Source organism: Sorangium aterium (assembly GCF_028368935.1).
Lineage (GTDB): Bacteria > Myxococcota_A > Polyangia > Polyangiales > Polyangiaceae > Sorangium > Sorangium atrum.
The window spans coordinates 853577-876215 of record NZ_JAQNDK010000003.1 but is presented as its reverse complement, the minus strand read 5'-3'; the positions used below and the strand labels follow the sequence as shown (position 1 = coordinate 876215).

Here is a 22639-nt window from a genome sequence, read left to right as displayed (position 1 = left end):
GGTTTACACGATCTTCCGCAGATAATGGAACTTGGGATCCGTCAGATCGTCGGCCGTCAGCGCCCACCCCTCGTCCCGCGGGATCAGGTAGATGACATCCGATTTGACGCTGGCGAAGCTCACGTGACCGAGGTTCTGGAGGATGTGGCCAAACACGTCGCGGCGCCACAGGCGATCCTTGGGGATGTCGCAGACCGTGCGGAGCATCCGATCCGTGGGTGAGCCCTGGATCAGCAGGAACGCCATCGTGAAGGTCAGGTAGCGGGGCTGGCCGCGGTACGGGTCCGGCGTCCCCGATGGCCCCTTGCGCGCGCCCTCCTCCGTGATCATGCCGCGGGACCACATGCCGTAATCGTTGAGCGCCCGGGAGTCGTCGTCGAAGTAGTCCCAGCACCCCTTCTCGATGGCGTGCAGATTGGACAGCAGCGCCATCTGCGCGCGGCGGTACTGGTACCACTTGTATTGCAGGCTCATCTTCTCGAACTGGACCTGGACGGCCTCGTGCAGCGTGCGCTGCAGCGTGCTCCCGGGGTCCATGCGCGCGCACACCTCCATCGCGAAGATCGAGTGCTCCACGGTCAGCCTCCGTATCCGCCCGAAGCCCGGTTCCACGAGCCGCTGCGGCTGAGGGCCGCGCCGAGGATCACGCCGGTGCCGAGCGCCACGACGACTGGCACCGTCCCGAAGCCGTCCGGGATCGGCGACACCCCGCTCGACGCGGTGCCGCTCGAGAACGGCGTCGCGCGCTGCGTCGGCACGTACGATTTGCCCGGCCTCGGCGCGCTCGGCTCGACCGGCGCCGGGCGAGGGGGCGGCCCCCACGGATAATCCATCCAGAACCAGCCGTGGGACGCGGCGCGGCCGCCGTAGTAGTAGGGAGGCCAATCCTCGGACTCGTTCGCGGGCTTCGACTCCGCCGCGTCGGCGGCGAAGACGCTCGCGGCCATCAACGCGACGTCGAGGCGGCGCGACCGGAACGCAACGACGTCGTCGTTGAGGTCGTCGGACTCGGTCGTGTCCCTCTCCGTGGGCACGATAACCAGCACATGGCGAACTCCCCTGTCCCAGAGCGCATCGGCGGACGGCAGCCTCGCGACATGCCGGTTGTCGAACTGCGCCGCGTCGTCCGAATAGGGCGAGAGCCGCTGCCGATCGAGGACGAACATCGTCGCGCGGGGGCCGGGAACCGAGCGGGCGAAGAGCGGCTGGTAGTACGCCGCCGCGGCGAGCGTCAGGTGCGCCTTGACGACGCCCCGCGGGTGCGGCCAGTTGTCGAACGTGAACACCGGATCGAACGCCTCCGCCGCGCCGGCGGCAAAGGCGACCGACTCGGGGCCGTCGAGATCCACGATGACCGCGATGTCGCGGCGGAGGCCGCTGTCCGTCCGGGCGGCGAGGAGCAGCGACGCGAGCGCCTTGCCGCTCCGGTAGGCGCGGTCCATCGCAGGCGTGAAGATCGGCCGGAGCACGTCGCCGAGCGGCGTGATGGGCGCCGGATCCCCCTCGGCGACGAGCGTTGGCACGGCCGACGGCGACTCGAACAGCGCGGGCACGTAGTAGGCGCGCGCGCCCTCGTCCGCCGGCCTGAGGTCGGTGGACATCCTCGCGAGCGCGGCGCGGTCGAACGGCTTCTTCGACTCGCCGTCGAACGTCACGCTCTCCTGCGCGGCGCCGAAGCTCCAGCCGAACGTCCGCTGCATGTCGAGCGCCCGCTTCCTCTGCACCGCTGTCTCGTCGTCCGAGCACCCGTCGGCGGCCACGGCGATCGCGGCGGCCACCCCGACGAGCCCTACCGCGCCGAGCGCGGCCAGGATCGCGTTCCGCCGCGACGCGTCCTTCGGCGCGTCGGCCAGGCCCTTGTGCCACCAGCGCGCCCCGACGATCCCGGGCTTGTCGAGCACCTCGGCGCGCTCGAACGGCTCGTCCAGCCGGCTCACGCGGCGGCCTCCCCGGCGCCCTGCGGCGCACGCCCGGTCGGCGCCGTTGGCGCGGCCCCTGCCGCCCTGGCGTGGTCGCGCCGGAGCGCCTCGATGAACTCCGGCGTGAAGGTGCCGTCGACGCGCACCGAGTACCTGAAGTACGGGTCCGCCTCGACGCCGTGGTAATCGTGATCGTTGAACCAGTAGGCCCGGCCGGCGACCGCCGTCTTCCGCCGCGCCCGCTCGTCCCACAGGAACAGCCGCTTGTTGCCCGCGGGACAGAGCGTGATGAAGTGGTCGGGCTCGCTGTCCGGCGCTCTCCCCTCCCCGTCGTGGTGCACCGTGCCGTGGTCGTTGGCCTCGAGACCCATGATGTTGCAGCGCCCTATCGACGAGAACGGCAGGCGCTTCACGTAGGCGATCGTCCTCGGGAAGAACGATCGCGCCAGCCGGGTGAAGTCCTTGCCTTCACTCCGGCTCTTGTCGCTCCAGGTTCGGTTCGGGATGAGCTCGACATAGACCTTCCAGGGGAAGTACACCCCATGGCGGAACTTGAGCCACAGCATCTGCCGCCGCGAGAGCGGGATCTCACGCTCCTCACCGAACTCGAGCGCGGCGCGCGCGGAACGATCGATCGACGCTGGGTCGTCCGAGAGGCGCTGGAACGTGGCGAACTCCTCGTCGCCGAGGCCGCGGATCACCTCGCCGTAGTCGGCGAACGCCTCGCCAAGGCGCGACGGCGGCATGATGCCCATCGTGCGGTGGCTGCCGCCGGTGTAATCGATCGGCACCTGCGTGAGCCCGAGGCAGATCTCCTCGTGGATCTCGTCGAGCGGGGCGAGGTCGAGGTACGGCTCGAGATCGATATAGGGTCGCGCGAAGATGCCCTGGATGCCGGAGTCACAAGGAGGTTCGACCATGGGTCCGCCGCCGGAGCCGGGCGTCACCGCCCCGCAGGCCTACCCATATCACAAAGCGCACGGCGCCCCGCAAAAGCCCGAAAGCCGACTGCGCATCGCGGCGGCGTGACGCGAGACCTTGGGCTTGTGAGGGCGCGGCGCGTTCTGTAGCGTGCGTCCCATGGATCTGTCCTACGTCATGGGGTTCGGGCTGGGCACCACGCTCGCTCTGCTCGCCCTGCTGCGCATCGGGCAGAGGGTCTTCTCACCGGCGCACACGGTCGCCCGCGATCTCACCGAGAGCAACGCCGCCCGCCGGCTGCTCACGGTGGGCCAGGTCCTCGCGGTGTTCCTCGTCGCCGCCAACGCCGTGAAGAACTGCCTCGAGGGCGAGGGCTTCGCGCGCGACCTCCTCTGGGTGAGCGCGTTCGCCGTGGTAGGCTTGCTCCTCGTGCTCGCGACCGGCCACCTCGGGATCCGCCTTCTGCTCAGGGCGCGGCTCCCGGCCGAGATCGAGCGCGGCAACGCGGCCGCGGGGCTCGCGGCGGGCGCGCACTACGTGGCGACCGGGCTCATCACCTCGCGCGCGATCGCGGGCAAGGATCTCGGCGATCTCGCGATCTCCCTCGGCTTCTTCCTCCTCGCGCAGATCACGCTGCACGTGTTCATCTCGCTCTTCCGGGCGCTCACCACGTACGATGACGCCGAGCAGATCCAGGGAGAGAACCTCGCCGCCGCGCTGAGCTACGCCGGCGCCTCGATCGCCGTGGCCATCATCATCGCGCGGGCGCTCGAGGGCGACTTCGAGGGTCTCTTCATCTCGCTGAAGGGCTATGGCGGCGTGCTGCTCTATCTGTTCGCCCTCTACCCTGTGCGGCAGCTCCTCGTGCAGAGCGTGCTGCTCGGCGCGCCGCTCGCGCTGCGCGGCGGCCGCCTCGACGCGGGCATCGCGGCCGACCGCAACGAGGGGCTCGGCGCGCTCGAGGCGGCGACCTACCTCGCGACCTCGATCGCCATCGCGCGCCTCCTATGACCTCCGCTGACCGCGCCTACGACGCCTTCGCCGCGAAGATCGTCGACACGGGCCTCATCACCGACCCCTGGTTCGACGGGGCCCCGCGCTTCCGCGAGGAGCCGGTGTTCGTCACCGCCGCCGAGCAGCGCGCCCTGTACCGCGCCGCCGAGGAGGTCGCGGCGGTCTACAACGAGCTTTGCCTGATCGTCGCGGACGAGCCGTCGCTGCTCGACGACTTCTTCTGTCTGACGCCCTGCCAGAAGGCGATGTGGCTCTCGTCACAGCCGCTGTGGCACGGCATCGCGCGCGCCGACGTCTTCCTGACGGACGAGGGCCCCGCGATCGCCGAGCTGAACTGCGACACGCCGACGGGCGAGGCGGAGGCGGTCGTGCTGAGCGCGCTCGCGGCCCCGGATCACCCGGGCGCGCGCGACCCCAACGGCGAGCTCGGCGCCCGGTTCTGCGCGATGGTGGACGAGGTCGCCCGCGCGCTCCTCGGCGAGGCCGCGACGCGGCGCCTCGGCCTCGTTTATCCTACGGAGTTCACCGAGGACCTCTCGGTCATCCGCCTCTACCGGCGCTGGCTCACGGAGCGCGGGTATTCCGTGCTCCTCGGCTCGCCGTACAACCTCGGCCACGACGATCGCGGCCTGTCGCTCTTCGACGCCCCCTTCTCGGTCCTGCTGCGCCATTACAAGACGGATTGGTGGGGAGAGCGCTCGAGCGTGTGGACCGACGAGCGGATCCCCGACGCCGAGCCGCTCGCCGGCCCGCTCGGCGCCGTGCTGTCCGCCGCGGCCGACGGGCGCGCGGCGATCCTGAACCCGCTCGGCGCCGTGCTGCCGCAGAACAAGCGCTCGATGGCGTTCATGTGGGAGCACCTCCATCGCTTCTCGCCGCACGCGCAGTCGGTGATCCAGCGTCACGTCCCGGTGACGTCGCGGCTGGAGACGGTGCACCCCGAGCTGCTCCTCGCGCAGCGCGAGGAGTGGGTCCTGAAGAGCGATTACGGCGCCGAAGGAGAAGAGGTGATCCTCGGGCGCCACACCCCCGACGACGTCTGGCGCGCGTCCCTGGCCAAGGCCCGGGAGGGGCGGTGGATCGCGCAGCGGTACTTCGCCGCCCTGGAGAACGCGCGGCGCGAGTCGGTCAACTACGGCATCTATCTAATCGCCGGCGAGGCGTGCGGCATCTACGCGCGCGTCCAGGCCGGGATGACGGACGCGGCCGCGCTGAGCGCGCCGGCGCTGGTGCGGTAGGAGCGTTCGCAGGCCGGACGCGCCCGGGGGCGGCTACTGCGCGGGTCGGGCCGGGGCATCCATGCTGCGCACCGCGCGGAACGCGTCGGCGGTGGCCTGCGTGTTCTGCGTCGTCACGATCTGGAGCCGGTCCCCCGTGCGCCGCGCCACGTGCACAAGGATGCCCTGCATGTCGGGCACGGGCTGGCCATCCGGGGTGACGACGCCCGTCAGCTCCCATGCCCAGCGGACGACAGCGAGCTCCGGCGTGACGAAGCGTGTCTCGACACGCACGCTGGCGAGGCGGCTCTTTGCAAAGACGGTCTTGTGAATGCCGACGTGATTCGCACGGATCTCCTCCCGCCCATGCCACCACATCCCGAAGATGTTCACGAAATCGGCGTCCTCCGCTTGAAGCGCGGCGAACGCATCCATGTCGTGCCGGTTCCAGGCGTCGTTGAAGGCGGCGACGAGCTGCTCTCCCAGCGCCTGCTGCTCGCGGGCGTCAGGCGCCGCCGCCGCGCTGGCCGGCGCTGGCGCCGCCGGCGCGACGGGCTGGGGCGTCGCGGGCGCGCACGCGAGGACAAGGAGCGGCAGCGCGACCATGGCGAGGGCTCTATGCATGGGACGCCACTTACTGCGAACCGGCGCGGGACGTCAACCGGCGCCGCGCTCGATCGGGCTTCGGGTCGACCCGCTGTCTCCGCGGCCGGTAGAGCTGCCTCGATCACGTGGAACAGGCGTTGACCCGCTCGCATCGTCATCGAGGATCAGCGCTCGGCCGGATCGCATGTTGCCAGGACGACCGCGGATAGGTACGCTCGGGTGTCCGCTGGGTCCGCTGCGCACAATGCTCGGCGGCGCTGGAGGCGATGAACGGCGCTTGCGCTCACAGCATCCTGAAGGAGCTCGCGTTCACTGCGCGCCGCCAACTCAGCGTGACCTCATGATGCTTGAGGGCCAAGGTCGAATATCCGGTATCACGGTCGCGTACCAGGATGTCTGAGGAACGCGCCCCAGGTTGACATTCCCATGACCGGGGCGCGACGGCCCGGCGACCCGACCCAGGTTGACGGATGAGGAGAGAGATGCATCGATTTGTCTTCAGAACGTGCGGATACGTGGCCACGATGTGCCTGCTCGCGCTCGTGGCTTGCGGTGACGACGAGGCCTCCGACGGGACGTCCACGTCGACATCGGGGAGCGGGGGCGCCGGCGCTTCAGGCTCGGCGGCCTCGACAGGCTCGAGCGGCACGGGCGGGTCAGGTGATGGAGGCGGCGGCGCCGGCGCGACGGGCTGTCCAGAGCTCGCTGGCCGCGTCCCCATGCCGGAGCTCGGTCCGTGGATGTATGGGCCTCATCCCGGACCGTGCGCCCAGACGGACACGGAGCTGGACACGGGACTCGAGACGTCGATCGTCTACGAATACGACGGCCAGCATGTCATCGGAGCGATCGAGACGCGGGGCAGCGATACCCATACACACACCTTCGACTACGAGGGCGGTCGAATGATCCGCATGACCCGGACCGGCGCGGCCGACACCCGTGTCCTGGAAATCGACTACGACGACGACGCGCGGGCGATCACCTTCGGCAACGACGATTACTTCGTCCGATACGATCACGATGACCAGGGGCGCCCCGCTCAGCTGACGTTCGACCGCTTCACGGATGATCTGCCGACCATCACGACGGAGATCGTCTACGATGGTTGTCGTCTCGTCCGCCGGGAGCAGGGGGTGAGCCCGCTCGACGGCACGCCTAGCCCATCGATCCCGGCCTTTACCTACGTCTTCGACGGCGATCTGCTGGTCGAGCGTACCGGGGAGACGTTGCACACGGTTTACGACTACAGCTGCTGGTGATCAACCCGGCGGATTCGCCGGCGCGTGGCCCCCGAGCGCGCGCACGTCGTCCGCCGTATCGACGTCGATCGCCCCGCCCGCCCAGTCGATCGCCGCGACATCCTCGGCGCGCAGAAGGCGGCCGGCGCCCTGGTCGCCCTGGAGGCGCGAGAGCGCGTCCCAGCGAGATCGATCGAACACCGCCGGCGCGCCCACGACGCCGCTGAACCGCGACGCGGCGATCGGCGCGCCCGAGAGCCAGGCCTGCCGCAGCGCGGTGAGGTGCTCGACCGTGAGCAGGGGCTGGTCCGCGAGCGCGAGCAAGAGCGCGTCGGCCTTCGAGGCCTCCGCCCACCGGACCGCGGCGCGGACCGAGGAGGCGATGCCCTCTTCCCACCCATCGTTCGCGATGTGCGCGACCTCCAGATCGCCGAGCGCGCGCGCGACCGCGCCGGCGTTGGCGCCGAGCACGACGCCGACCGGTCCGGATCGGGCCTCGACGCACGTGGTCGCCACGCGCCGGACCAGCGGCGCTCCGTCGAGCTCGACGAGCTGCTTGGGGCGACCGAGTCGACGTGAGCCGCCGGCGGCGAGCACGACCAGCGCCACGCGCGCATGCAGAGGTCGGGCGCGGGCGCGGAGCTTTCCCCCCTGCGCCCGGCGCGCGACGGCCTGGAGCTCGCCCACGATCGAGAGCGCGATCTGCTCGGGCGTCTCGGCGCCGAGATCGAGCCCTATCGGCGCGTGGATCCGCGGATCGTCGCCGGGGTGGCCGATCTCGGCGAGCAGATCGCGCGTGCGGCGCGCGGGCCCGAGCACGCCGATGTAGCGGGCGCGCGACGCGAGGGCGACCGCGAGCGCGTCGCGATCCGGCGTGAGCTGATGGTGCATGATCACGACGTACGGCTCGGCCGCGGCGTCGATGAGCGCGCGGAGACGATCCGCCGCGCCGCCGGTCGAGACGACGCGATCCGCGGCGCGGAACCGGGACGCCTGCCGGATCGTGGGACCGGCGACCGTGACCCGGAACCCGACCGACGTCGCGAGCGCGACGATGGACACCGCGTCGTGACCGCCCCCGAGCACGAAGAGCTGCGGCGACGGCGCGATCTTCTCGACGAGCACGGTGATCCCGAGCCCGTCGAGCTCCACGACGCCGGCCGGCCCCCGCGCCGCGGCCTCGATCGCGGAGCGCGCGGCCGGATCGGTCACCGGGTGCGCGAGCGCGCACGGCGGGCCGAACGCGAGGCGCGCGCCGACCCGGACCGCGCCGGCCGTCGAGCGGATCACCGTGACCAGCGTGCCGGTGGTCTCCTCGGCGAAGCAGGCCGCGGCGAACGCGAGCGCGTCGTGGGTCGCTCCGGCCGCGACGTGCTCGAGCAGGACATCGACGACGCCGTTGCAGCCGAGCCCCACACCCCACGTCTCTCCGTCTTCGGTTGTCGAGTCGTAAGTGACCACCACGGCGCCATCGCGGCAGCGGTGCTCTCCGCGGAGCATCACGTCGCCCTCGAGGCAGCCGCCGCTCACACACCCGGATACCCAGCGATCGCCGGCGACGAGCATCCGCGCCCCCGGACGCCGGTACGACGACCCCGACACCCGCACGACGGTCGCGAGGAGAAACGGGGACCGCTCTGCTACCAATGTCGCCGCTTCGCGCACGATCCGCTCAAGCTCGTTCATGCGCTCGGCATCATTCACCCTTCATGAGGCCCCCGCCAGGGCGTTCGCCGTCGCTGGCGACGACCGGACCCTCTCCACGCCGCCCGGCCGCTCGCCGTCGGGCGTTGCGTTACAGGACGCCGGCGAGCCGCTGGCCGATGGTGAAGAAATGATAAGGACATGCGCAGTCGCTTGACGGCGCGCCGGCTCAAAAGTATGGCCTGGACGGCCATGAAGCTCGATGTCAACGGCGTTGTTCGTGACGTGGATGCCAGTCCGGAGATGCCCCTGCTCTGGGTGCTCCGTGATCTGCTGGGATTGACCGGCACCAAATACGGCTGTGGCATGGCCCAGTGCGGCGCCTGCACGGTCCACATCGACGGCAAACCTGCGCGCTCGTGCGTCCTGCCGGTGTCGAGCGTCGGGACGCGCAAGGTGACGACGATCGAGGGCCTGTCTCCCGACGGGTCGCACGTGGTGCAGCAGGCGTGGGCGCAGGCCGACGTCGTCCAGTGCGGGTACTGCCAGTCCGGGCAGATCATGACCGCGGTCGCCTTGCTCGAACAGAAGCCTGATCCGAGCGACGCCGACATCGACGCCGCGCTGTCCGGAAACGTGTGTCGGTGCGGGACGTACGTTCGTGTACGCGAGGCGGTGATCCTCGCGTCGAGGCTCAAGCGAGGTGGCAAGTGACCGTCTCCCGGCGTGACTTCTTGCAAGCGACCGCGGGCTCGGCGGCCGGGCTCCTGATCAGCTTCTACGTCCCGCAGGGGGTCCGCGCCGCGCCGAAGGCTGCGCAGCCGCCGCCGCTCTCGCCGAACGCGTTCGTTCGCGTCGGCACCGACGAGTCCGTGACCGTGGTGCTCGCGCACTCCGAGATGGGCCAGGGCATCTGGACCGGGCTCGCGATGCTGATCGCCGAGGAGCTCGAGTGCGACTGGTCGAAGGTGCGGTCGGAGCACGCGCCGGCGGCGCCGGTCTACGGTCATCCGGCGTTGCAGTTCCAGATGACCGGGGGGTCGTCGACGACGAACGGCGAGTTCGAGCGGTATCGCACCGTCGGCGCGATGGCGAAGGACATGCTGCTGCGCGCGGCGGCCGCCCGGTGGAAGGTCGCGCCCGCGGCGTGCACCGCCGCGAACGGCGTCGTCACCCACGGCAAGGACAAGCTGACCTATGGCCAGCTCGCCGAGGAGGCGATGAAGCTGGCCCCGCCGGCCAAGGTGAAGCTGAAGGACCCCAAGGACTGGAAGCTGATCGGCACCCTCGTGCGCCGCATCGACACGCCGGAGAAGGTCACGGGCAAGGCGCAGTTCGGGCTCGACGTGCACTTCCCCGGGCTCCGCACCGCCGTGGTGCTCCGCCCGCCGGCGTTCGGCGCCAAGCTCGTCAAGTTCGACGCCGCCGACGCCCTCAAGGTGCCCGGCGTCGAGAAGGTCGTCCCCACCGCGAACGGCGTCGCCGTCGTCGCCGCGCATTTCTGGGCCGCCAAGCTCGGGCGCGACGCGCTCCGCGCCGAGTGGGCGCAGCCCGAGGGCGGCGGGGTCGACAGCGCCAAGCTGCTCGCCGACTTCCACGCGCAGGCGCGGACGCCCGGCGTCGTCGCCGCCAGCGTCGGCAAGGTGGAAGACGCGCTCGCCGCCGCCAAATCGCGGCTCGAGGCGGAGTACGACGTGCCCTACCTCGCGCACGCGCCGATGGAGCCGCTCAACTGTACGGTCAAGATCGACGGCGATCGCTGCGAGATCTGGACCGGCACGCAGTTCCAGACCGGCGACCAGATGGCCGCGGCGAAGATCCTCGGCACGACGCCCGACAAGGTCCAGATCCACACGACGTTCCTCGGCGGCGGCTTCGGGCGGCGCGCCAGCCCCGCGGCAGATTTCGTGGGCGAGGCCGTGATCGTCGCGAAGGCCGCCGGCGTGCCGGTGAAGGTCGTGTGGACGCGCGAGGACGACATGCGCGGCGGCTTTTACCGCCCCGCCTTCGTCCACCGGATCCAGGTCGGCGTCGACGCGCGCGGCGTGCCGGCGGCATGGGATCAGGTGGTCGTGGGCCAGTCGATCGTCGCCGGCACGCCGCTCGAGTCGTTCGTCACGAAGAACGGCGTGGACCTCACCTCGGTGGAAGGGATCGCCGAGTCGCCCTATGTCGAGCGGACGCCCGCGCTCCGCGTGTCGCTGCACTCGCCGAGGACGCCGGTCACCGTGCTGTGGTGGCGCTCGGTCGGCAACACCCACACGGCCTTCGCGGTGGAGAGCATGGTCGACGAGCTGGCGCACGCCGCAGGGCAGGATCCGCTCGCGTACCGCCTCGAGCTGCTCAAGGACAAGCCGCGGCACGCGAACGCGCTGAAGGTCGCCGCCGAGAAGGCCGGCTGGGGCACCGCGCCCGCGCCGGGACGGGCGCGGGGGCTCGCGATGCACGAGTCGTTCGGCTCCATCATCGCCGAGGTCGCCGAGGTCTCGATCGAGAAGGGGCGCATCCGCGTCCACTCGGTCACCTGCAGCGTCGATTGCGGTACGGCGGTGAACCCGCTCGGCATCGAGGCGCAGATCCAGGGCAGCGTCGCCTTCGGCCTCACGGCTGCGCTCTACGGCAAGATCAACATCGCCGAGGGGAAGGTCCAGGAGAGCAACTTCCACGACTATCCCATGCTCCGGATGTTCGACATGCCGCGCATCGCCGTCCATCTCATCCCGAGCAAGGCCAAGATGGGCGGCATCGGGGAGCCTGCCACCGCGCCGATCGCGCCTGCCGTGGCGAACGCAGTGTTCGCGCTGACCAAGCAGCGGCTGCGCTCCCTTCCGTTTCGCCTCGCCTAGGAACTGACCATGATCCGATCCTCTCTTGTCCTCGCCTCTCTCCTCGCCGCGTGCGGGGGACAGACGCCCGGGGCCTCGCAGGCGCCGTCGCCGTCGCCGGTCAGCCGCGAGACCGCCCTCGCTGCGTTCGAGACCGTGCGCGGCGTCCTCCAGCACCCTCGCTGCCAGAACTGTCACCCCGCCGGCGACGTGCCGCTCCAGGGCGACGAGGGCCGCCTGCACACGCAGTTCGTGCTCCGCGGTCCCACGGGCCACGGCATGCCAGGCGCGGAGTGCACGACGTGCCACGGGCCGACCAACCCGCCGAACAGCTTTGGCGTGCACGTGCCGCCGGGCGTCTCGAAGGGCTGGCACATGCCGCCGCCCGAGATGCCGATGGTGTTCGTCGGTGTCGCGCCGGGCGCCCTGTGCGAGCAGATCAAGGATCCGAAGCGCAATGGCGGCAAGGACATGGCGGCGTTGCGCGTCCACCTCGACGATCCCCTCGTGACCTGGGGCTGGAACCCTGGCGCTGGCCGCACGCCCATCCCGACGCCGCGCGCCGAGTTCGTCGCTGCATGGGAGACCTGGGCCCGCGCCGGCGCGCCCTGCCCGGGTGGATGATCGACGGTCACGCGCTTCGCCGTCGGGCAGCGCCTGCTCTATGATGCGGCGCATGGGGTCGTCTCCCGCCTCGGCATCGGGTCCGTGTCGGCGCGCCGGCGGCACGTCGTCGGCTCTCCTTCAGCTCTTCGTGCTCGCGGCGCTCGTCGGGTGCAGCGTCGAGGAGCGCCGCTTCGTCGGCGGGGGCGGCGGCGCCGGCGGGACAGGTGGCGCAGGCGCGGGCGAGACGAGCAGCGACGCCGCGTCGAGCAGCGACGCTGTGTCGAGCGCCGGTTCCGGCGGCAGCTGCACGGGGCCATCGGATTGCCCTGCCCCGGCAGAGCCCTGCCAGGTCCCGGCGTGCGTCGCCGGAAGGTGCGGCACAGCGCCGCTGCCCGAAGGGACCGAGATCGCACCGAACGCAGGCGACTGCCAGCGCCTCCTCTGCGATGGGCGCGGCGCTCAGGTCGCCGTCGCCGCCGATGAGCCGGAGGACGATCACAACCCGTGCACGGCGGACACCTGCGTCGGGACGACACCCAAGCACACGCCCCAGCCGGGGTCCTGCCCGGCCGGACGCTGCGACGACGCTGGCAACTGCGTGCCGGCGGCCGAGTGCTCGCGTGACGCCGAGTGCGGAGCCTCGACGGAATGCATCCGATACACCTGCGATAACGGTCTCTGCGCGGCGCAGCCCGCGCCGGCGGGCACCTTCTGCAACTCCCTGCAAGATCAGTGCGACGGCGCCGGCAGGTGCATCGACTGCGTGAACAGCGGCGGGTGCGGAGAATGCTGCGTCTGCTCCGCGGCCGGCGTGTGCGTCCAGGCGTAAGTCGAACGCGGCGACGGCGAAGGCGGGCGGCGCCGCTAGCGGCCGGCCGGGTCCTGGCAGTAGAACGCCTTCAGCTGCTCGTAGAGCTCCGGGTGCTTCGCCCTGAGCTTCCGAGGCTTCTCGAAGAAGGCCTCGGTGACGACAGCGAAGAACTCGGCCGGGTTCGTCGCGCCGTACGGATCGATGACCGTGCGCTTGAGGGTCGCCTCGTCGCGGAGGAGGCGCTCGTACTCGCGGCCGAGGATGCGCGCCCACGCCGCGTACATCGAGCGCTCGGGCAGCTCGGGCGCGCCGTCGGCGGGGCCTTCTTCCTGGTCGAGCTGGTGCGCGAACTCGTGGAGCACGAGGTTGTGACCGTCGCTCATGTCCGCCGCGCCCGCGAGCACGCCGTCCCACGCGAGCACGACCGACCCCCGCGACCACGACTCTCCGAGCCGCGCGCGATCGCCCTCGACGACGATGCCCCCCTCCCGCACCTCCCGGCCGCGGGCCACGTAGGTGCTCGGGTAAACGAGGACGACCTCGAGCTCAGGGTAGTAGTCGGTCTCGCGGTGCAAGAGGAGGAGGCACGCCTGGGCCGCCACCGTGACCCGGATCTCGTCGGTGATCTCCAGGCCGCCGCACCCTTCGAACGGCTTCTCGTCCAGAAAGACCTGGATATGCCCGAGGAGCTCCTGCTGGTCCTCGGCCGGAAGGCGGCTGAAGCAGGGCACGTTCCGGTCGAGGATCTCGCGCCACGTGGGCGGAAAGGGCTCGCGGCGGACGGCGTCGCGCCGCCGCTTCCTGAGGAAGGCCAGCATCGACGACCACCTTACCCGCTCGCCTGGCGCCATCGGAAGAGCGGTGAGCGGCCCTCTCGGAGTGCCCGTACCGCAGCAGCGGATCACCACCGGCTGCTGCCATGGCAGCAACGAGGGGCCGCCGCGCAGCAGGCGTGCCGCCTGCGGCAGTTCGTCAGAGCCGGCTCTGCGCCTACGCCTACGCCTGCGCCGTCGCCTGCGCCGCGCCGGCCGCGCGTACGCCCGTCGCGGGCACGGCCTCCGGCGTCGATCCCGCCTGGGTCAAGCGCCGCTTCGCCTCGGCGACCACCTCGCTCGGCAGGGGGCCCTTCCTCGCGAACTCCAGGTTGTCGCGCAGGTGCTTCGGGTCCCGGGTCCCGACGATCGTGGTGCTGAGTCCCGGGTGCGACAGCGTGAAGCGCAGGGTGAACTCGATCCGGGTCTGGCCATCGAGCAGCTCGTCGAGCCTGGCTCGCTCCCACCGGTCCTGCATCGTGGTGCCCGGCAGCATGTAATTCGTGCGCTGCCAATCGGTGGGCGCGCCGCGCGCCACGCCGCCGCGGATGATCGTCCCGGCGCCGGCCTGGGCGGCCTTGCTGATCACCTCTTCATGCTCGCGCTGCAGCGCGGAGTACGGGATCTGGAAGGCGTCGAAGACGCCGAGCTCGATCTGCTCGACCAGGTTGGGCAGCGTGCCGGAGACGCCGAGGAAGCGCACCTTCCCCTCGCTCTTGAGCTTCAGCGCCTCTTCGAGGGCGCCGTCCTGCTCGAACTCCTGCCGGGTGAGGCTCCGGTGAAACTGCACCAGATCGAGGTGGTCCGTCTTCAGCAGGCGCAAGCTGTTCTCCACGCCGTGCCGGATGTTCTGCGCCGTGTGCACGTGCTCGCCCTGGGCTCCGCCGACGACACACCCGCATTTCGAAGCCAGGAAGTACTCGTGCCTGCGGTGCGAGAGGAAGCGCCCGATCCGCTCCTCGCTGCGACCGTAATCGATGGAGGTGTCGATGAAGTTGATCCCGGAGTCCAGCACGTCGTTCAGGATGCGCTCCGCCTCCTGATCCGAGAGCTCAGGGCCCCGCGGGGCGCCTCGCAGCTCCATGGCGCCGAAACCGAGGGTGGTGACGCGGACGCCGGTGCGTCCGAGCAGGCGAGTGGGCAAATCGGTCATGGTCTTCCTCCGAGAGCGAACACGAGCTGGTCGCGGCGGCTGGCTGCGCCGCTGAGCGAGGGATGTTTGTATTACGCGCCACACACAAGACGCGTGATTCGCGGCAGCGCTGGGCGCCCCGCAATCTGCATCTGCAGAGTCTGCAAACCGTGAGCCAAGGGCGGGCCAGGCGGAACGCCGCTTGACGCCGCCGCCCCTCGCAGAAACCCTGGCTCCTCCTCCGTGACCCCGCGCCCCGCGACCCAGCCGGCCACGGTCTTCGCGCAGGCGCTCGGCATCGCGGTCGTGACCGCGTCGCAGCGCGACGGCATGGCGCCGCCCGAGGTGTGCGCGCGCGTCGGCGTCGACCCTGCGGTGCTCGGCCGCCCCGACGCGCGGGTGACGCACGACGAGCTCTGCCGCGCGTGGGCCGCGCTCTCGGCTGCGGACGAGTCGTTCGGCGTGCGCGCCGCGGTGCTCGTCGACGCCGCGCCGCAGTCGCTCGTCGAGTACACGTTCGCGAGCGCGGGCGACGTGCGCGGCGCGGTGCGGGCGTTCCTGCGCTTCCAGCGGCTCATCCACGACGCCGCCGCGCACACGTTCGAGGAGGGGCCGGCCCACGTGACGTTCCGCTTCGCGCTCGCGCCGGGCCACACGGCCCCGAGCGCTGTGTGGGACTACCTCGCGGCGACCACCGTCCTGCGCTTCCGGCGCGCCGCGACGCCCCCCCGCGAGCCCACGGTCGTCCGCCTCGTGCGCCCGCCGCCCGCGGAGGACGCGCTCGCGCGCAGCGTCTTTCGCGCGCCCATCCGCTACGGCGAGCCGCGCGCCGAGGTCGAGTACCCGAGGGCGGTGCTCGACGCGCGGATGAGCACCACCGACCCGATGCTCTTCGCGCTCCTCGCCCAGCAGCTCGAGCGCGCGCTCGGCTTGCCCGCGGGCGAGCACCGCGTGCTCCCGCGCGCCGAGGAGGACGTGCTCGCGCGCGTGCGGCGCGAGCTGCGCACGGCGATCCCGCAGGGCGAGGCCACGCTCGACCGCGTCGCGCGCGCCGTCGGCCAGAGCGCGCGCAGCCTCCAGCGCCGCCTGTCCGAGCGCGGGACGAGCTTCCAGGCGATCGTCGACGACGCGCGGCGCGCGATGGCCGAGGAGCTCCTCGCGGCGCACCGCGCGACCGTGACCGAGGCGGCGTTCGCTGTCGGGTTCACGGACGTCGCCGCGTTCACGCGCGCGTTCAAGCGCTGGAACGGCGTGCCGCCCGGCGCGTGGTCCCGCCGCCGCTGATCTGCTCCGGCGTGGAAGCGGCGTCGAGCGGCGCCCGGCCGCGCCGGCCCCGAGCCACCGCGGCCGCCGACGTTCCCGCTCGGGACGCCCATGACGATGGACACGAGGGCGAATTTTTCCTGCCCCCCTACACAACGCTTCGGTAAGACCTTACACAGCCCGCCGTGGCGGCTGCCCGGCGCGAAGCGCCCCCATCGAGCGTCACGTCCTCGTGCTAGGATGCGCCCGCCCGCCAAGAAAGGTGCATGATGTGGCTCGATCGGGTCATTAAATCGCTTTTACCTCGTGAAGAGCACTTCTTCGACTTGCTCGAGCGGGGCGCCGACTGCGCCCTGCAGAGCGCCAACGTCCTCTCGGAGTGCTGCAGCGCCCGGAGCGCCAGCGAGAGGCAAGCCCTGGTCTCGCGCATCACCGACATCGAGCACGCGGCCGACGCGGTGATCCGCGACGTCTACGACGCTCTCAACAAGACGTTTGTCACGCCGCTCGATCGCTCCGACATCTACGCCCTCGCGACCGACCTCGAGAACGTCTCCGATCGCGTCCACTCCACGATGATGCGCGTCGTGGTCCACGCCATGGAGGATCTCCCGCCGGCGAGCCAGGAGCTCGCCGCCAAGATCCTGGAAGGGTGCAGCGAGATCCACAGCGCCGTCAAGCTGCTCCGGGGGATGAAGCGGGTCGCCGAGATCAACCGACATTGCAAGGCCATCGCCAAGCTCGAGCACGACGGCGATCAGATATTCCGCTCGGCGATCGTCGACCTCTTCAACACCGAGAAGGACGCTATCCACCTCATCAAGCACAAGGAGTTCCTCGAGGGGCTCGAAAACACGCTCGACGCCTGCGATGACGTCGCCAACGCGCTGGAGGCGCTGGTGATCAAGAACGCCTGAGGGGCGCGCCATGAACACTCTCCTCGTCACGCTGACCCTCGTGATCGTGGTCGCGCTCGTCTTCGATTACATCAACGGCTTCCACGACACGGCCAACGCCATTGCCACGGTGGTGAGCACCGGTGTCCTCCCCATCCGCACCGCCGTGATGCTCGCGGCGCTGTTCAACTTCGGGGGCGCGCTCACCGGCACGGCGGTGGCGAGCACCATCGGGAAAGGGCTCATCGTCCCTTCCGCGGTGACCCAGGTGGTCGTGCTCAGCGCCCTCGTGGGCGCGATCTTCTGGAACCTCTTCACCTGGTATTTCGGTATCCCATCGTCGTCGTCTCACGCCCTCGTGGGCGGGCTCGTGGGCGCGGGCGCCGGGCGGGCGGGCACCGCGGCCGTGCAGGGCGCGGGGCTCTTGAAGGTGGTCAAGAGCCTGGTCATCAGCCCCCTCGTGGGGTTCGTGATCTCCTTCTTCGGGATGATCGCCATCTTCTGGATCGTCCGGCGCACCCGGCCGGCGGTGGTCAATCGGCGCTTCCGGACCCTGCAGATGGTCTCCGCGGGCTTCATGGCGCTCTCGCACGGGAGCAACGACGCCCAGAAGACGATGGGCATCATCACCATGTCGCTGGTCGCGTACGGCGTGATCCCTGCGGGCCACGGCGACTTCCACGTGCCGCTCTGGGTGGTCTTCGCCTGCGCGACGGCCATGGCCCTCGGCACGGCGGCGGGCGGGGTGCGGATCATCAAGACCATGGGCACCAAGATCATCGACCTCAAGCCGATTCATGGCTTCGCGGCCGAGACCAGCGCTGCGGCGACCATCTTGACCTCGTCGTTCCTCGGGATGCCGGTGTCGACGACGCACGTGATCACCGGCTGCATCATGGGCGCGGGCGCGAGCCAGCGGGTGAGCGCGGTGCGCTGGGGCGTGACCACGCGCATCCTCTGGGCCTGGGTGCTCACCATCCCTGTGAGCGCCGTGGTGGCGTGGGCCTGCTACCGCGGGCTCTCGTCGATCCTCGGCGGTTGAGCGTCGAGGCGCCGCGTCGCCCACTGCTGACACTGCTGACACTGCTGTTCGCTTTCCAAGGAGGCCCCTCCGTGCACCGTCGCCATGCGCTCTGGATCCTGATGCTCTGCCTGACTCCCCTGCTCGCCGCGTGCGGGCACCCCTGGAAGACCTCCCGTCAGGCCATGCCGAACCCGTTTTACGGCCAGGGGCGCTTCGGGGTCGTCCCGATCGCGTTCAACGCCCTCCAGGTTGGCAACAGCTCCGAGGCCGACTGGATGGCGGAGAAGGACGCCGAGCAGCGGCAGAGCTGGCAGGAGGACAAGTCGGCGATGAACGAGGCGTTCACCGAGGCGCTCGTCGAGAAGGCAGCGTCGGAGGACGCGATCGTCGTCAGGGCGAGGAGCGCCGCGGACGCGCCGTTCTTCATCCGCGCCAACGTGACGTTCTACGAGCCCGGCGTCTTCACCGGCGTCTTCAACATGGACACGCTCCTCAAGGCGACGGTGCAGCTCACCGATCCGGCAGGGCGCGTGTTCGACGAGTTCTTGATCGAGGCGAAGTCGCCGGCTTCGTTGCTCAACCCGTCGAGCGGAGGTCGCGCGCGGGACGCGGCGAGCCAGCTCGGCAAGCTGACGGCGATGTACATCAGCCATCGGGTCCGGGGCGAGGACTGAACGCTCGCGAGGCGCGCTCAGCGCGCGATCTGCGCGAGCGCCGCCTCGGCCGACGGCGCGGCGAGCCCTAGCTCCGTCGCTCCGTAGCGCGCGAGCGCCCGGCGGTCTGCAGGCGAGAGCGGCCGCGCGCGGAGCGCCTTCGCCGCCTCGGCGGCGCCCTCACCGCAGGACGCGGGCACGCTCGATCCGTAGCGCAGCGCCCGGTGCGTCCGGATCATCGCGAGCACGTCGAGCGACGCGCCCGCGTAGTGCGCCACCTGATCGAGCAGGAACGTCGCCAGGGGCCGCGGCACGGGCACGCTGTCGAGCGCGTCGGTCAGGCGGAGCTCGTAGACGACGCGCTGCTTCGACGGCAGGAACGTGGTCCGATCGAACGTCGCGTCGCACGCGAGGAAGATCTGCGACGTCGGCACCAGCACGCGGACGGACGGGGCCACGTCCCAGGCGGCGATCGTGTGGTTCCACGTCGGCCAGAAGAGGCCGACCCCGCGGACGTCGAGCCGGCGCGCGAGCCCGGCGAAGAGCGCCGAGAGCTCGTCGCACTCCGCCGTCGCCGAGGGCCCGGCCGACGACGCGAGCGGAGGGCTCTGCCTCCACGCGGCCCAGATGTGCCAGGCGGTCGGGTTGCGATCGGTGATGCTCCAGCGCAGCCGGAACGGACCGCCGTCGCGCGTCATCTCGAAGAGCGTCCGGACGCGCACGTAGTCGCGGACCCGCCCGGCGCTGCATTCTAGCCCGTGCTCGGCGCAGAAGCGCTCGGCGTCGGGGCGCCGCGCATCGGCGGCGCACGCGTCGATGCGCTCGCCGAGGCGGACGGCGAAGTCGCGCATCGGCAGCGCGTCCGGGAGCGCCTGGCCCTCGGTGGCGGCGCAGGTCTCGGCGCGCGCCCGGGCAGCGGGCGTGGTGAGCGCCGCGGCCAGCGCGAGCGCGAGCAGGTGATGCGGTCCGGGGGGCGAGCGGCGGTTCGGCATACCCCTCCATCGCGCGGCGGCGGCAGAGTGTGACCGGCAACCCGGGTCGGGCAGCCGGTGCCGCCCGGCCGGCGGCGTCCGCCGGGCGCGACAGGTCGCGCTCACTCGATGGTCGACGCCGTGACCATGATCGGCGTGTCGTCGTGGTTCGAGATCTGCGGATAGGTCGGGTACCACGATCCGCCGATGTTGTTGGTGATCACCGACCGGTCGATGACGATGTTTCCGGAGTGATCGTTGCTCACGAAGAAGATCGCGCTCCCGTGGGCGTTCACCTCGTTTCGCTCGATCCGGGTCCCGCAGAGCGTGAGCGTCATCGTGTCGCCGTCGTTGTAGATGGCCCCGCCGCTGCCGCCGCCCGGCGTCCCGGCCATCGCGGGGTTGCCGCCGTTGCCGAGCGCGCGGTTGTGGGAGAACAGGCTGTTGATGACCGTCCAGGAGACGCCGATGCTGCTGATGCCGCCGCCGTTCGCGCACTCGTTCCCGTAGCCCTCGGCGCCGCCGAAGGTGCTGTTCACCACGTAGAGCGGAAGGCCGTTGTACTGCATGAACGCCCGGATCCCCGCGCCGCCGAGATCGGGGCCGGTCGGATCACACGTGTTGTTGAAGAAGCGTGAGTTGACGACCTTCAGGCGCCCGCCCTGCGCGAAGATGGCTCCGCCGCCCTCGTCGTCATCGTTCGTCGAGTTGCCCCCGAGGAAGGTGAGGTTCTGGACCGTCAGGCGCGGGTGGTCCTGGTTGTCGCAGTTCGGCGTCGTCCAGACCTGCGCCTCGTCGCAGGTGTTCATGTAGAGGATCCGCCGCTTCCCGCCGCCGCTCAAGGTCACGAGCCCGCCGCCGTCGATCACGATCTCGGGGCCGGTATCGTTGAAGATCTTCGCCGTCTCCTCGAGCGTGATGGTGATCGGCTCCGGGCCGCAGTCGAATGTGATGATGCCGCCGGCCGCGACGGCGCTGACGACCGCCTCGGAGGTGCAGCTCTCGGGCGTCCCGTCGCCGATCACCGTCTTCGGTGACGAGGTGTCGACGGCCTGAGCCTCGTCCGGAACAGCGCAGCTGCCATCCGGGTTGCCTGCCGCGGGGCCGCCGCCTTCGTGCGCTGGAGGCTCCGGCGTCGAGCCGCCCGAGCCCGGGCCGGCTCCCGAGGAGCTCGTCGCTCCGGCGCCACCGGTGCCCGTCCCCCCGTCACCCCCATGCTGGTCGTCCCCGCAAGCCGCAACCACGGTCGCCATCGACAAGCACAAGATCAGCCCCAGCGATCGCCGCATCACGCCCTCCTCGCTCCAATGGTCGTTGCTCAGCGGCGTGGACACCTCTCGGGCCGGTCGCTCCTCGCGTGGCCAGTCGCCAGCATCATCGCAGGGTACCTCCGTCGTGCGGCGGTCCGCTCATCGATCCCACGGCGACCGAAGAGCCCATGGCACACCCGCGACACGGATGTCCCCCGAGATCAGCCGCTGCGCCCTGTGAGGTTGCGGGCACACACCAGGCACACACGTTGCAATGCGCGCTCACCGGAGGGACGAGATGCAAAACAAGGCGTGGATGGTCGCGGCGCTCCTCGTGGTCGGCTGTGGCGGGGCGGACTTGCCCGAGGGCTGGGAGGATGCGGAGGCGATCGAGGGCCTCACCCAGAGCGAGTGCAAGGCGGGCGCGTACGACGACACGGTGCAGGAGGCGCTCGTGGCGACGCCCGAGCGCGGCGCTGTTCGCCTCGAGTACCGCGCCGCGCAGTTCCGATGCGACCAGGAGGTGGAGGGGTTCGTCCGGATCGCCGGCAGCAGGGTGGATGTGCTCGTGCAGCCCGTGGACATGGACCCCGGGGCCGTGGCCGGGTGCGACTGCCGCTATGACATCGGTATGGCCATCAAGGGCCTGAGCAAGGGGGCTTTGGGCGTCGAGCTGTACCGCCGCTGGGACAACATCAACGAGCCGAACGATCCGAAGAAGATCGGCTCCACCGAGGTGCAGATCCCCTGAAGACGGCCGCAAACCGAGGCTGGAGCCGTGGAGCTCGGCCGCGCGGTAAGCGATGTCGGCCGAACAGCCGGCGGACGGATCGCTGCTCGCCTGGAAGACGCCCGTGATCCGCTCCTCGCTCGCGAACGAGCTCTGCTCGACAGGCGGGATGGGAGGGCCGCCCGGCGGCATGGGCCCGCCTCCCGGCGGCTGATCCAGGCGAGCCCGACCTAACCCGCTTGCCCCCTCGGGAGCGGCCATGCAGACTGGCCCGCACGCCATGGTCGAGCTGAGCCATCAACAGATCGAGCGCTTCATCGCCGATGGATTCGTCCGGATCGACGCGGCGTTCCCGCGGGCCCTCGCCGACGAGGGCCGCGCCATCCTGTGGCGTGACACCGGGATGGATCCGCAGGATCCGAAGACCTGGACGAAGCCGGTCGTTCGACTCGGGATGTACGGCCAGCGACCGTTCGCTGACGCCGCGAACACGCCAGTGCTTCACTCCGCGTTCGATCAGCTTGTCGGCCGCGGGCGCTGGCAACCGCAGAAAGCGCTCGGCACCTGGCCCGTTCGCTTTCCGTCGCCCGATGATCCGGGAGATGCGGGCTGGCACGTCGACGTGAGCTTCGGCACCGAGAACCCCGACTTCATGTCGTGGCGCGTGAACGTCGCGTCGCGCGGCCGCGCGCTGCTCATGCTGTTCCTCTTCTCGGATGTCGGCGAATCCGACGCGCCGACGCGCATCCGGGCGGGGTCCCACCTGGACATCGCGAGGCAGCTCGCGCCGGCGGGCGAGCCGGGGCTGACGTTGCGTGAGCTGGCCGCGAACGGCTTCGCCGAGACGGCCCACCGACCGCAGGTGCTCGCGACCGGCGAGTCGGGAACGGTCTACCTGTGCCACCCGTTCCTGGTCCACTCAGCGCAGCCGCACCGCGGCACGCGCCCACGCTTCATGGCCCAGCCGCCCCTGCTCCCGACCGAACCGCTGCGGCTCGATCGCGAAGACGGCGAGAGCTCTCCGGTCGAGCAAGCCATCCGCGCGGCGCTGCGCCGGGATCCGTGAGCATCCGACACGCCGCGACGCGCAGGCCGCGCGCGGCG

Annotated in this window: 23 protein-coding genes; 14 read left to right on the top strand and 9 right to left on the bottom strand. The window is 70.8% G+C overall.

Translation table 11 applies throughout. The annotated features are described in order from the left end of the window. Positions 1-3: 3 nt before the first annotated feature. Genes POL72_RS27520 through POL72_RS27510 form a run of 3 tightly spaced genes read right to left on the bottom strand, consistent with a single transcriptional unit; the run spans position 4 to position 2839 of the window. On the bottom strand, positions 4-576 hold the full coding sequence (locus POL72_RS27520) for a hypothetical protein (RefSeq protein WP_272098671.1): 573 nt from the start codon (positions 574-576) through the stop codon (positions 4-6). Positions 577-578: 2 nt separating this feature from the next. After that, complete coding sequence (locus POL72_RS27515; protein WP_272098669.1) at positions 579-1937, bottom strand: hypothetical protein; 1359 nt, start codon at positions 1935-1937, stop codon at positions 579-581. Then, positions 1934-2839, bottom strand: a complete 906-nt coding sequence (locus POL72_RS27510; protein WP_272098667.1) for a hypothetical protein — start codon at positions 2837-2839, stop codon at positions 1934-1936. Before POL72_RS27510 ends, POL72_RS27515 begins: the two co-directional genes overlap by 4 nt. 160 nt (positions 2840-2999) lie before the next feature. Between POL72_RS27510 and POL72_RS27505 the strand changes: the two genes are divergently transcribed. Together POL72_RS27505 and POL72_RS27500 are read left to right on the top strand one after the other, a co-directional pair. Beyond that, complete coding sequence (locus tag POL72_RS27505) at positions 3000-3851, top strand: DUF350 domain-containing protein (protein WP_272098665.1); 852 nt, start codon at positions 3000-3002, stop codon at positions 3849-3851. Beyond that, complete coding sequence (locus POL72_RS27500) at positions 3848-5092, top strand: glutathionylspermidine synthase family protein (RefSeq protein ID WP_272098663.1); 1245 nt, start codon at positions 3848-3850, stop codon at positions 5090-5092. The genes POL72_RS27505 and POL72_RS27500 overlap by 4 nt, the downstream gene beginning before the upstream one ends. Before the next feature lie 33 nt (positions 5093-5125). Here POL72_RS27500 and POL72_RS27495 read toward each other — a convergent pair whose 3' ends face one another. Then, positions 5126-5695 carry an SgcJ/EcaC family oxidoreductase gene (locus tag POL72_RS27495; RefSeq protein ID WP_272098661.1) on the bottom strand — a complete coding sequence of 190 codons (570 nt, stop codon included), beginning with the start codon at positions 5693-5695 and terminating at the stop codon, positions 5126-5128. A gap of 464 nt (positions 5696-6159) precedes the next feature. Between POL72_RS27495 and POL72_RS27490 the strand changes: the two genes are divergently transcribed. Further along, the gene (locus POL72_RS27490; RefSeq protein WP_272098659.1) at positions 6160-6939 is read left to right on the top strand and encodes a hypothetical protein; all 780 of its coding nucleotides are present in this window, start codon (positions 6160-6162) and stop codon (positions 6937-6939) included. On the opposite strand, the gene POL72_RS27485 is transcribed toward POL72_RS27490, so the two are convergent. Then, positions 6940-8604, bottom strand: coding sequence for an NTP transferase domain-containing protein (locus POL72_RS27485; protein ID WP_272098658.1), 1665 nt, complete (start codon positions 8602-8604; stop codon positions 6940-6942). A 210-nt stretch (positions 8605-8814) separates the two neighbouring features. Between POL72_RS27485 and POL72_RS27480 the strand changes: the two genes are divergently transcribed. The 4 genes from POL72_RS27480 to POL72_RS27465 are packed head-to-tail and all read left to right on the top strand — an operon-like array spanning position 8815 to position 12822. Next, positions 8815-9276, top strand: coding sequence for a (2Fe-2S)-binding protein (locus POL72_RS27480; RefSeq protein WP_272098656.1), 462 nt, complete (start codon positions 8815-8817; stop codon positions 9274-9276). Then, positions 9273-11408, top strand: a complete 2136-nt coding sequence (locus POL72_RS27475) for a xanthine dehydrogenase family protein molybdopterin-binding subunit (RefSeq protein WP_272098654.1) — start codon at positions 9273-9275, stop codon at positions 11406-11408. The genes POL72_RS27480 and POL72_RS27475 overlap by 4 nt, the downstream gene beginning before the upstream one ends. A 9-nt stretch (positions 11409-11417) precedes the next feature. Beyond that, entirely contained in the window at positions 11418-12011 is a 594-nt protein-coding gene (locus POL72_RS27470; protein ID WP_272098652.1) for a hypothetical protein, read from the top strand. A gap of 52 nt (positions 12012-12063) precedes the next feature. Further along, positions 12064-12822, top strand: a complete 759-nt coding sequence (locus POL72_RS27465) for a hypothetical protein (RefSeq protein ID WP_272098650.1) — start codon at positions 12064-12066, stop codon at positions 12820-12822. A gap of 35 nt (positions 12823-12857) precedes the next feature. Here the strand turns inward: POL72_RS27465 and POL72_RS27460 are convergent, their stop codons facing one another. Beyond that, entirely contained in the window at positions 12858-13622 is a 765-nt protein-coding gene (locus POL72_RS27460) for a M90 family metallopeptidase (protein ID WP_272098648.1), read from the bottom strand. 178 nt (positions 13623-13800) lie between these two features. Continuing rightward, positions 13801-14769, bottom strand: a complete 969-nt coding sequence (locus POL72_RS27455; protein WP_272098646.1) for an aldo/keto reductase — start codon at positions 14767-14769, stop codon at positions 13801-13803. Positions 14770-14991: 222 nt separating this feature from the next. Here POL72_RS27455 and POL72_RS27450 point away from each other — a divergent pair, with 222 nt between their 5' ends. From POL72_RS27450 to POL72_RS27435, 4 genes are all read left to right on the top strand, one after another. Further along, positions 14992-16032 (top strand): AraC family transcriptional regulator, encoded by a 1041-nt coding sequence (locus tag POL72_RS27450; RefSeq protein WP_272098644.1) that lies wholly within the window; start codon positions 14992-14994, stop codon positions 16030-16032. Positions 16033-16277: 245 nt separating this feature from the next. Continuing rightward, positions 16278-16928: a DUF47 domain-containing protein gene (locus POL72_RS27445; RefSeq protein WP_272098642.1), complete on the top strand. Its 651-nt coding sequence runs from the start codon at positions 16278-16280 to the stop codon at positions 16926-16928. Between the two features lie 10 nt (positions 16929-16938). Next, positions 16939-17949 (top strand): inorganic phosphate transporter, encoded by a 1011-nt coding sequence (locus POL72_RS27440; RefSeq protein WP_272098640.1) that lies wholly within the window; start codon positions 16939-16941, stop codon positions 17947-17949. A gap of 71 nt (positions 17950-18020) precedes the next feature. After that, positions 18021-18605 (top strand): hypothetical protein, encoded by a 585-nt coding sequence (locus POL72_RS27435; protein WP_272098638.1) that lies wholly within the window; start codon positions 18021-18023, stop codon positions 18603-18605. Positions 18606-18622: 17 nt separating this feature from the next. Here POL72_RS27435 and POL72_RS27430 read toward each other — a convergent pair whose 3' ends face one another. Both POL72_RS27430 and POL72_RS27425 read right to left on the bottom strand, forming a co-directional pair. Continuing rightward, positions 18623-19576, bottom strand: a complete 954-nt coding sequence (locus POL72_RS27430) for a hypothetical protein (protein WP_272098636.1) — start codon at positions 19574-19576, stop codon at positions 18623-18625. A gap of 101 nt (positions 19577-19677) precedes the next feature. Beyond that, positions 19678-20844: a hypothetical protein gene (locus tag POL72_RS27425; RefSeq protein ID WP_272098634.1), complete on the bottom strand. Its 1167-nt coding sequence runs from the start codon at positions 20842-20844 to the stop codon at positions 19678-19680. Between the two features lie 259 nt (positions 20845-21103). Here POL72_RS27425 and POL72_RS27420 point away from each other — a divergent pair, with 259 nt between their 5' ends. From POL72_RS27420 to POL72_RS27410, 3 genes are read left to right on the top strand one after another with little or no spacing between them, the layout of a single operon-like run. After that, positions 21104-21556: a hypothetical protein gene (locus tag POL72_RS27420; RefSeq protein WP_272098632.1), complete on the top strand. Its 453-nt coding sequence runs from the start codon at positions 21104-21106 to the stop codon at positions 21554-21556. A gap of 52 nt (positions 21557-21608) precedes the next feature. Next, the gene (locus POL72_RS27415; RefSeq protein WP_272098630.1) at positions 21609-21749 is read left to right on the top strand and encodes a hypothetical protein; all 141 of its coding nucleotides are present in this window, start codon (positions 21609-21611) and stop codon (positions 21747-21749) included. Between the two features lie 45 nt (positions 21750-21794). Continuing rightward, a complete protein-coding gene (locus POL72_RS27410) occupies positions 21795-22601 on the top strand; it encodes a phytanoyl-CoA dioxygenase family protein (protein WP_272098628.1) in 807 nt (268 codons plus the stop codon). Positions 22602-22639 lie beyond the last annotated feature (38 nt).

What these genes read in the sequence shown, in the direction of transcription:
- POL72_RS27510 (WP_272098667.1), bottom strand. Translation starts at nt 2,839, where the DNA reads ATGGTCGAACCTCCTTGTGACTCCGGCATCCAGGGCATCTTCGCGCGA.
- POL72_RS27505 (WP_272098665.1), top strand. Translation starts at nt 3,000, where the DNA reads ATGGATCTGTCCTACGTCATGGGGTTCGGGCTGGGCACCACGCTCGCT.
- POL72_RS27500 (WP_272098663.1), top strand. Translation starts at nt 3,848, where the DNA reads ATGACCTCCGCTGACCGCGCCTACGACGCCTTCGCCGCGAAGATCGTC.
- POL72_RS27495 (WP_272098661.1), bottom strand. Translation starts at nt 5,695, where the DNA reads ATGCATAGAGCCCTCGCCATGGTCGCGCTGCCGCTCCTTGTCCTCGCG.
- POL72_RS27490 (WP_272098659.1), top strand. Translation starts at nt 6,160, where the DNA reads ATGCATCGATTTGTCTTCAGAACGTGCGGATACGTGGCCACGATGTGC.
- POL72_RS27485 (WP_272098658.1), bottom strand. Translation starts at nt 8,604, where the DNA reads ATGAACGAGCTTGAGCGGATCGTGCGCGAAGCGGCGACATTGGTAGCA.
- POL72_RS27480 (WP_272098656.1), top strand. Translation starts at nt 8,815, where the DNA reads ATGAAGCTCGATGTCAACGGCGTTGTTCGTGACGTGGATGCCAGTCCG.
- POL72_RS27470 (WP_272098652.1), top strand. Translation starts at nt 11,418, where the DNA reads ATGATCCGATCCTCTCTTGTCCTCGCCTCTCTCCTCGCCGCGTGCGGG.
- POL72_RS27465 (WP_272098650.1), top strand. Translation starts at nt 12,064, where the DNA reads ATGGGGTCGTCTCCCGCCTCGGCATCGGGTCCGTGTCGGCGCGCCGGC.
- POL72_RS27460 (WP_272098648.1), bottom strand. Translation starts at nt 13,622, where the DNA reads ATGCTGGCCTTCCTCAGGAAGCGGCGGCGCGACGCCGTCCGCCGCGAG.
- POL72_RS27455 (WP_272098646.1), bottom strand. Translation starts at nt 14,769, where the DNA reads ATGACCGATTTGCCCACTCGCCTGCTCGGACGCACCGGCGTCCGCGTC.
- POL72_RS27445 (WP_272098642.1), top strand. Translation starts at nt 16,278, where the DNA reads ATGATGTGGCTCGATCGGGTCATTAAATCGCTTTTACCTCGTGAAGAG.
- POL72_RS27440 (WP_272098640.1), top strand. Translation starts at nt 16,939, where the DNA reads ATGAACACTCTCCTCGTCACGCTGACCCTCGTGATCGTGGTCGCGCTC.
- POL72_RS27430 (WP_272098636.1), bottom strand. Translation starts at nt 19,576, where the DNA reads ATGCCGAACCGCCGCTCGCCCCCCGGACCGCATCACCTGCTCGCGCTC.
- POL72_RS27425 (WP_272098634.1), bottom strand. Translation starts at nt 20,844, where the DNA reads ATGCGGCGATCGCTGGGGCTGATCTTGTGCTTGTCGATGGCGACCGTG.
- POL72_RS27420 (WP_272098632.1), top strand. Translation starts at nt 21,104, where the DNA reads ATGCAAAACAAGGCGTGGATGGTCGCGGCGCTCCTCGTGGTCGGCTGT.
- POL72_RS27415 (WP_272098630.1), top strand. Translation starts at nt 21,609, where the DNA reads ATGTCGGCCGAACAGCCGGCGGACGGATCGCTGCTCGCCTGGAAGACG.
- POL72_RS27410 (WP_272098628.1), top strand. Translation starts at nt 21,795, where the DNA reads ATGCAGACTGGCCCGCACGCCATGGTCGAGCTGAGCCATCAACAGATC.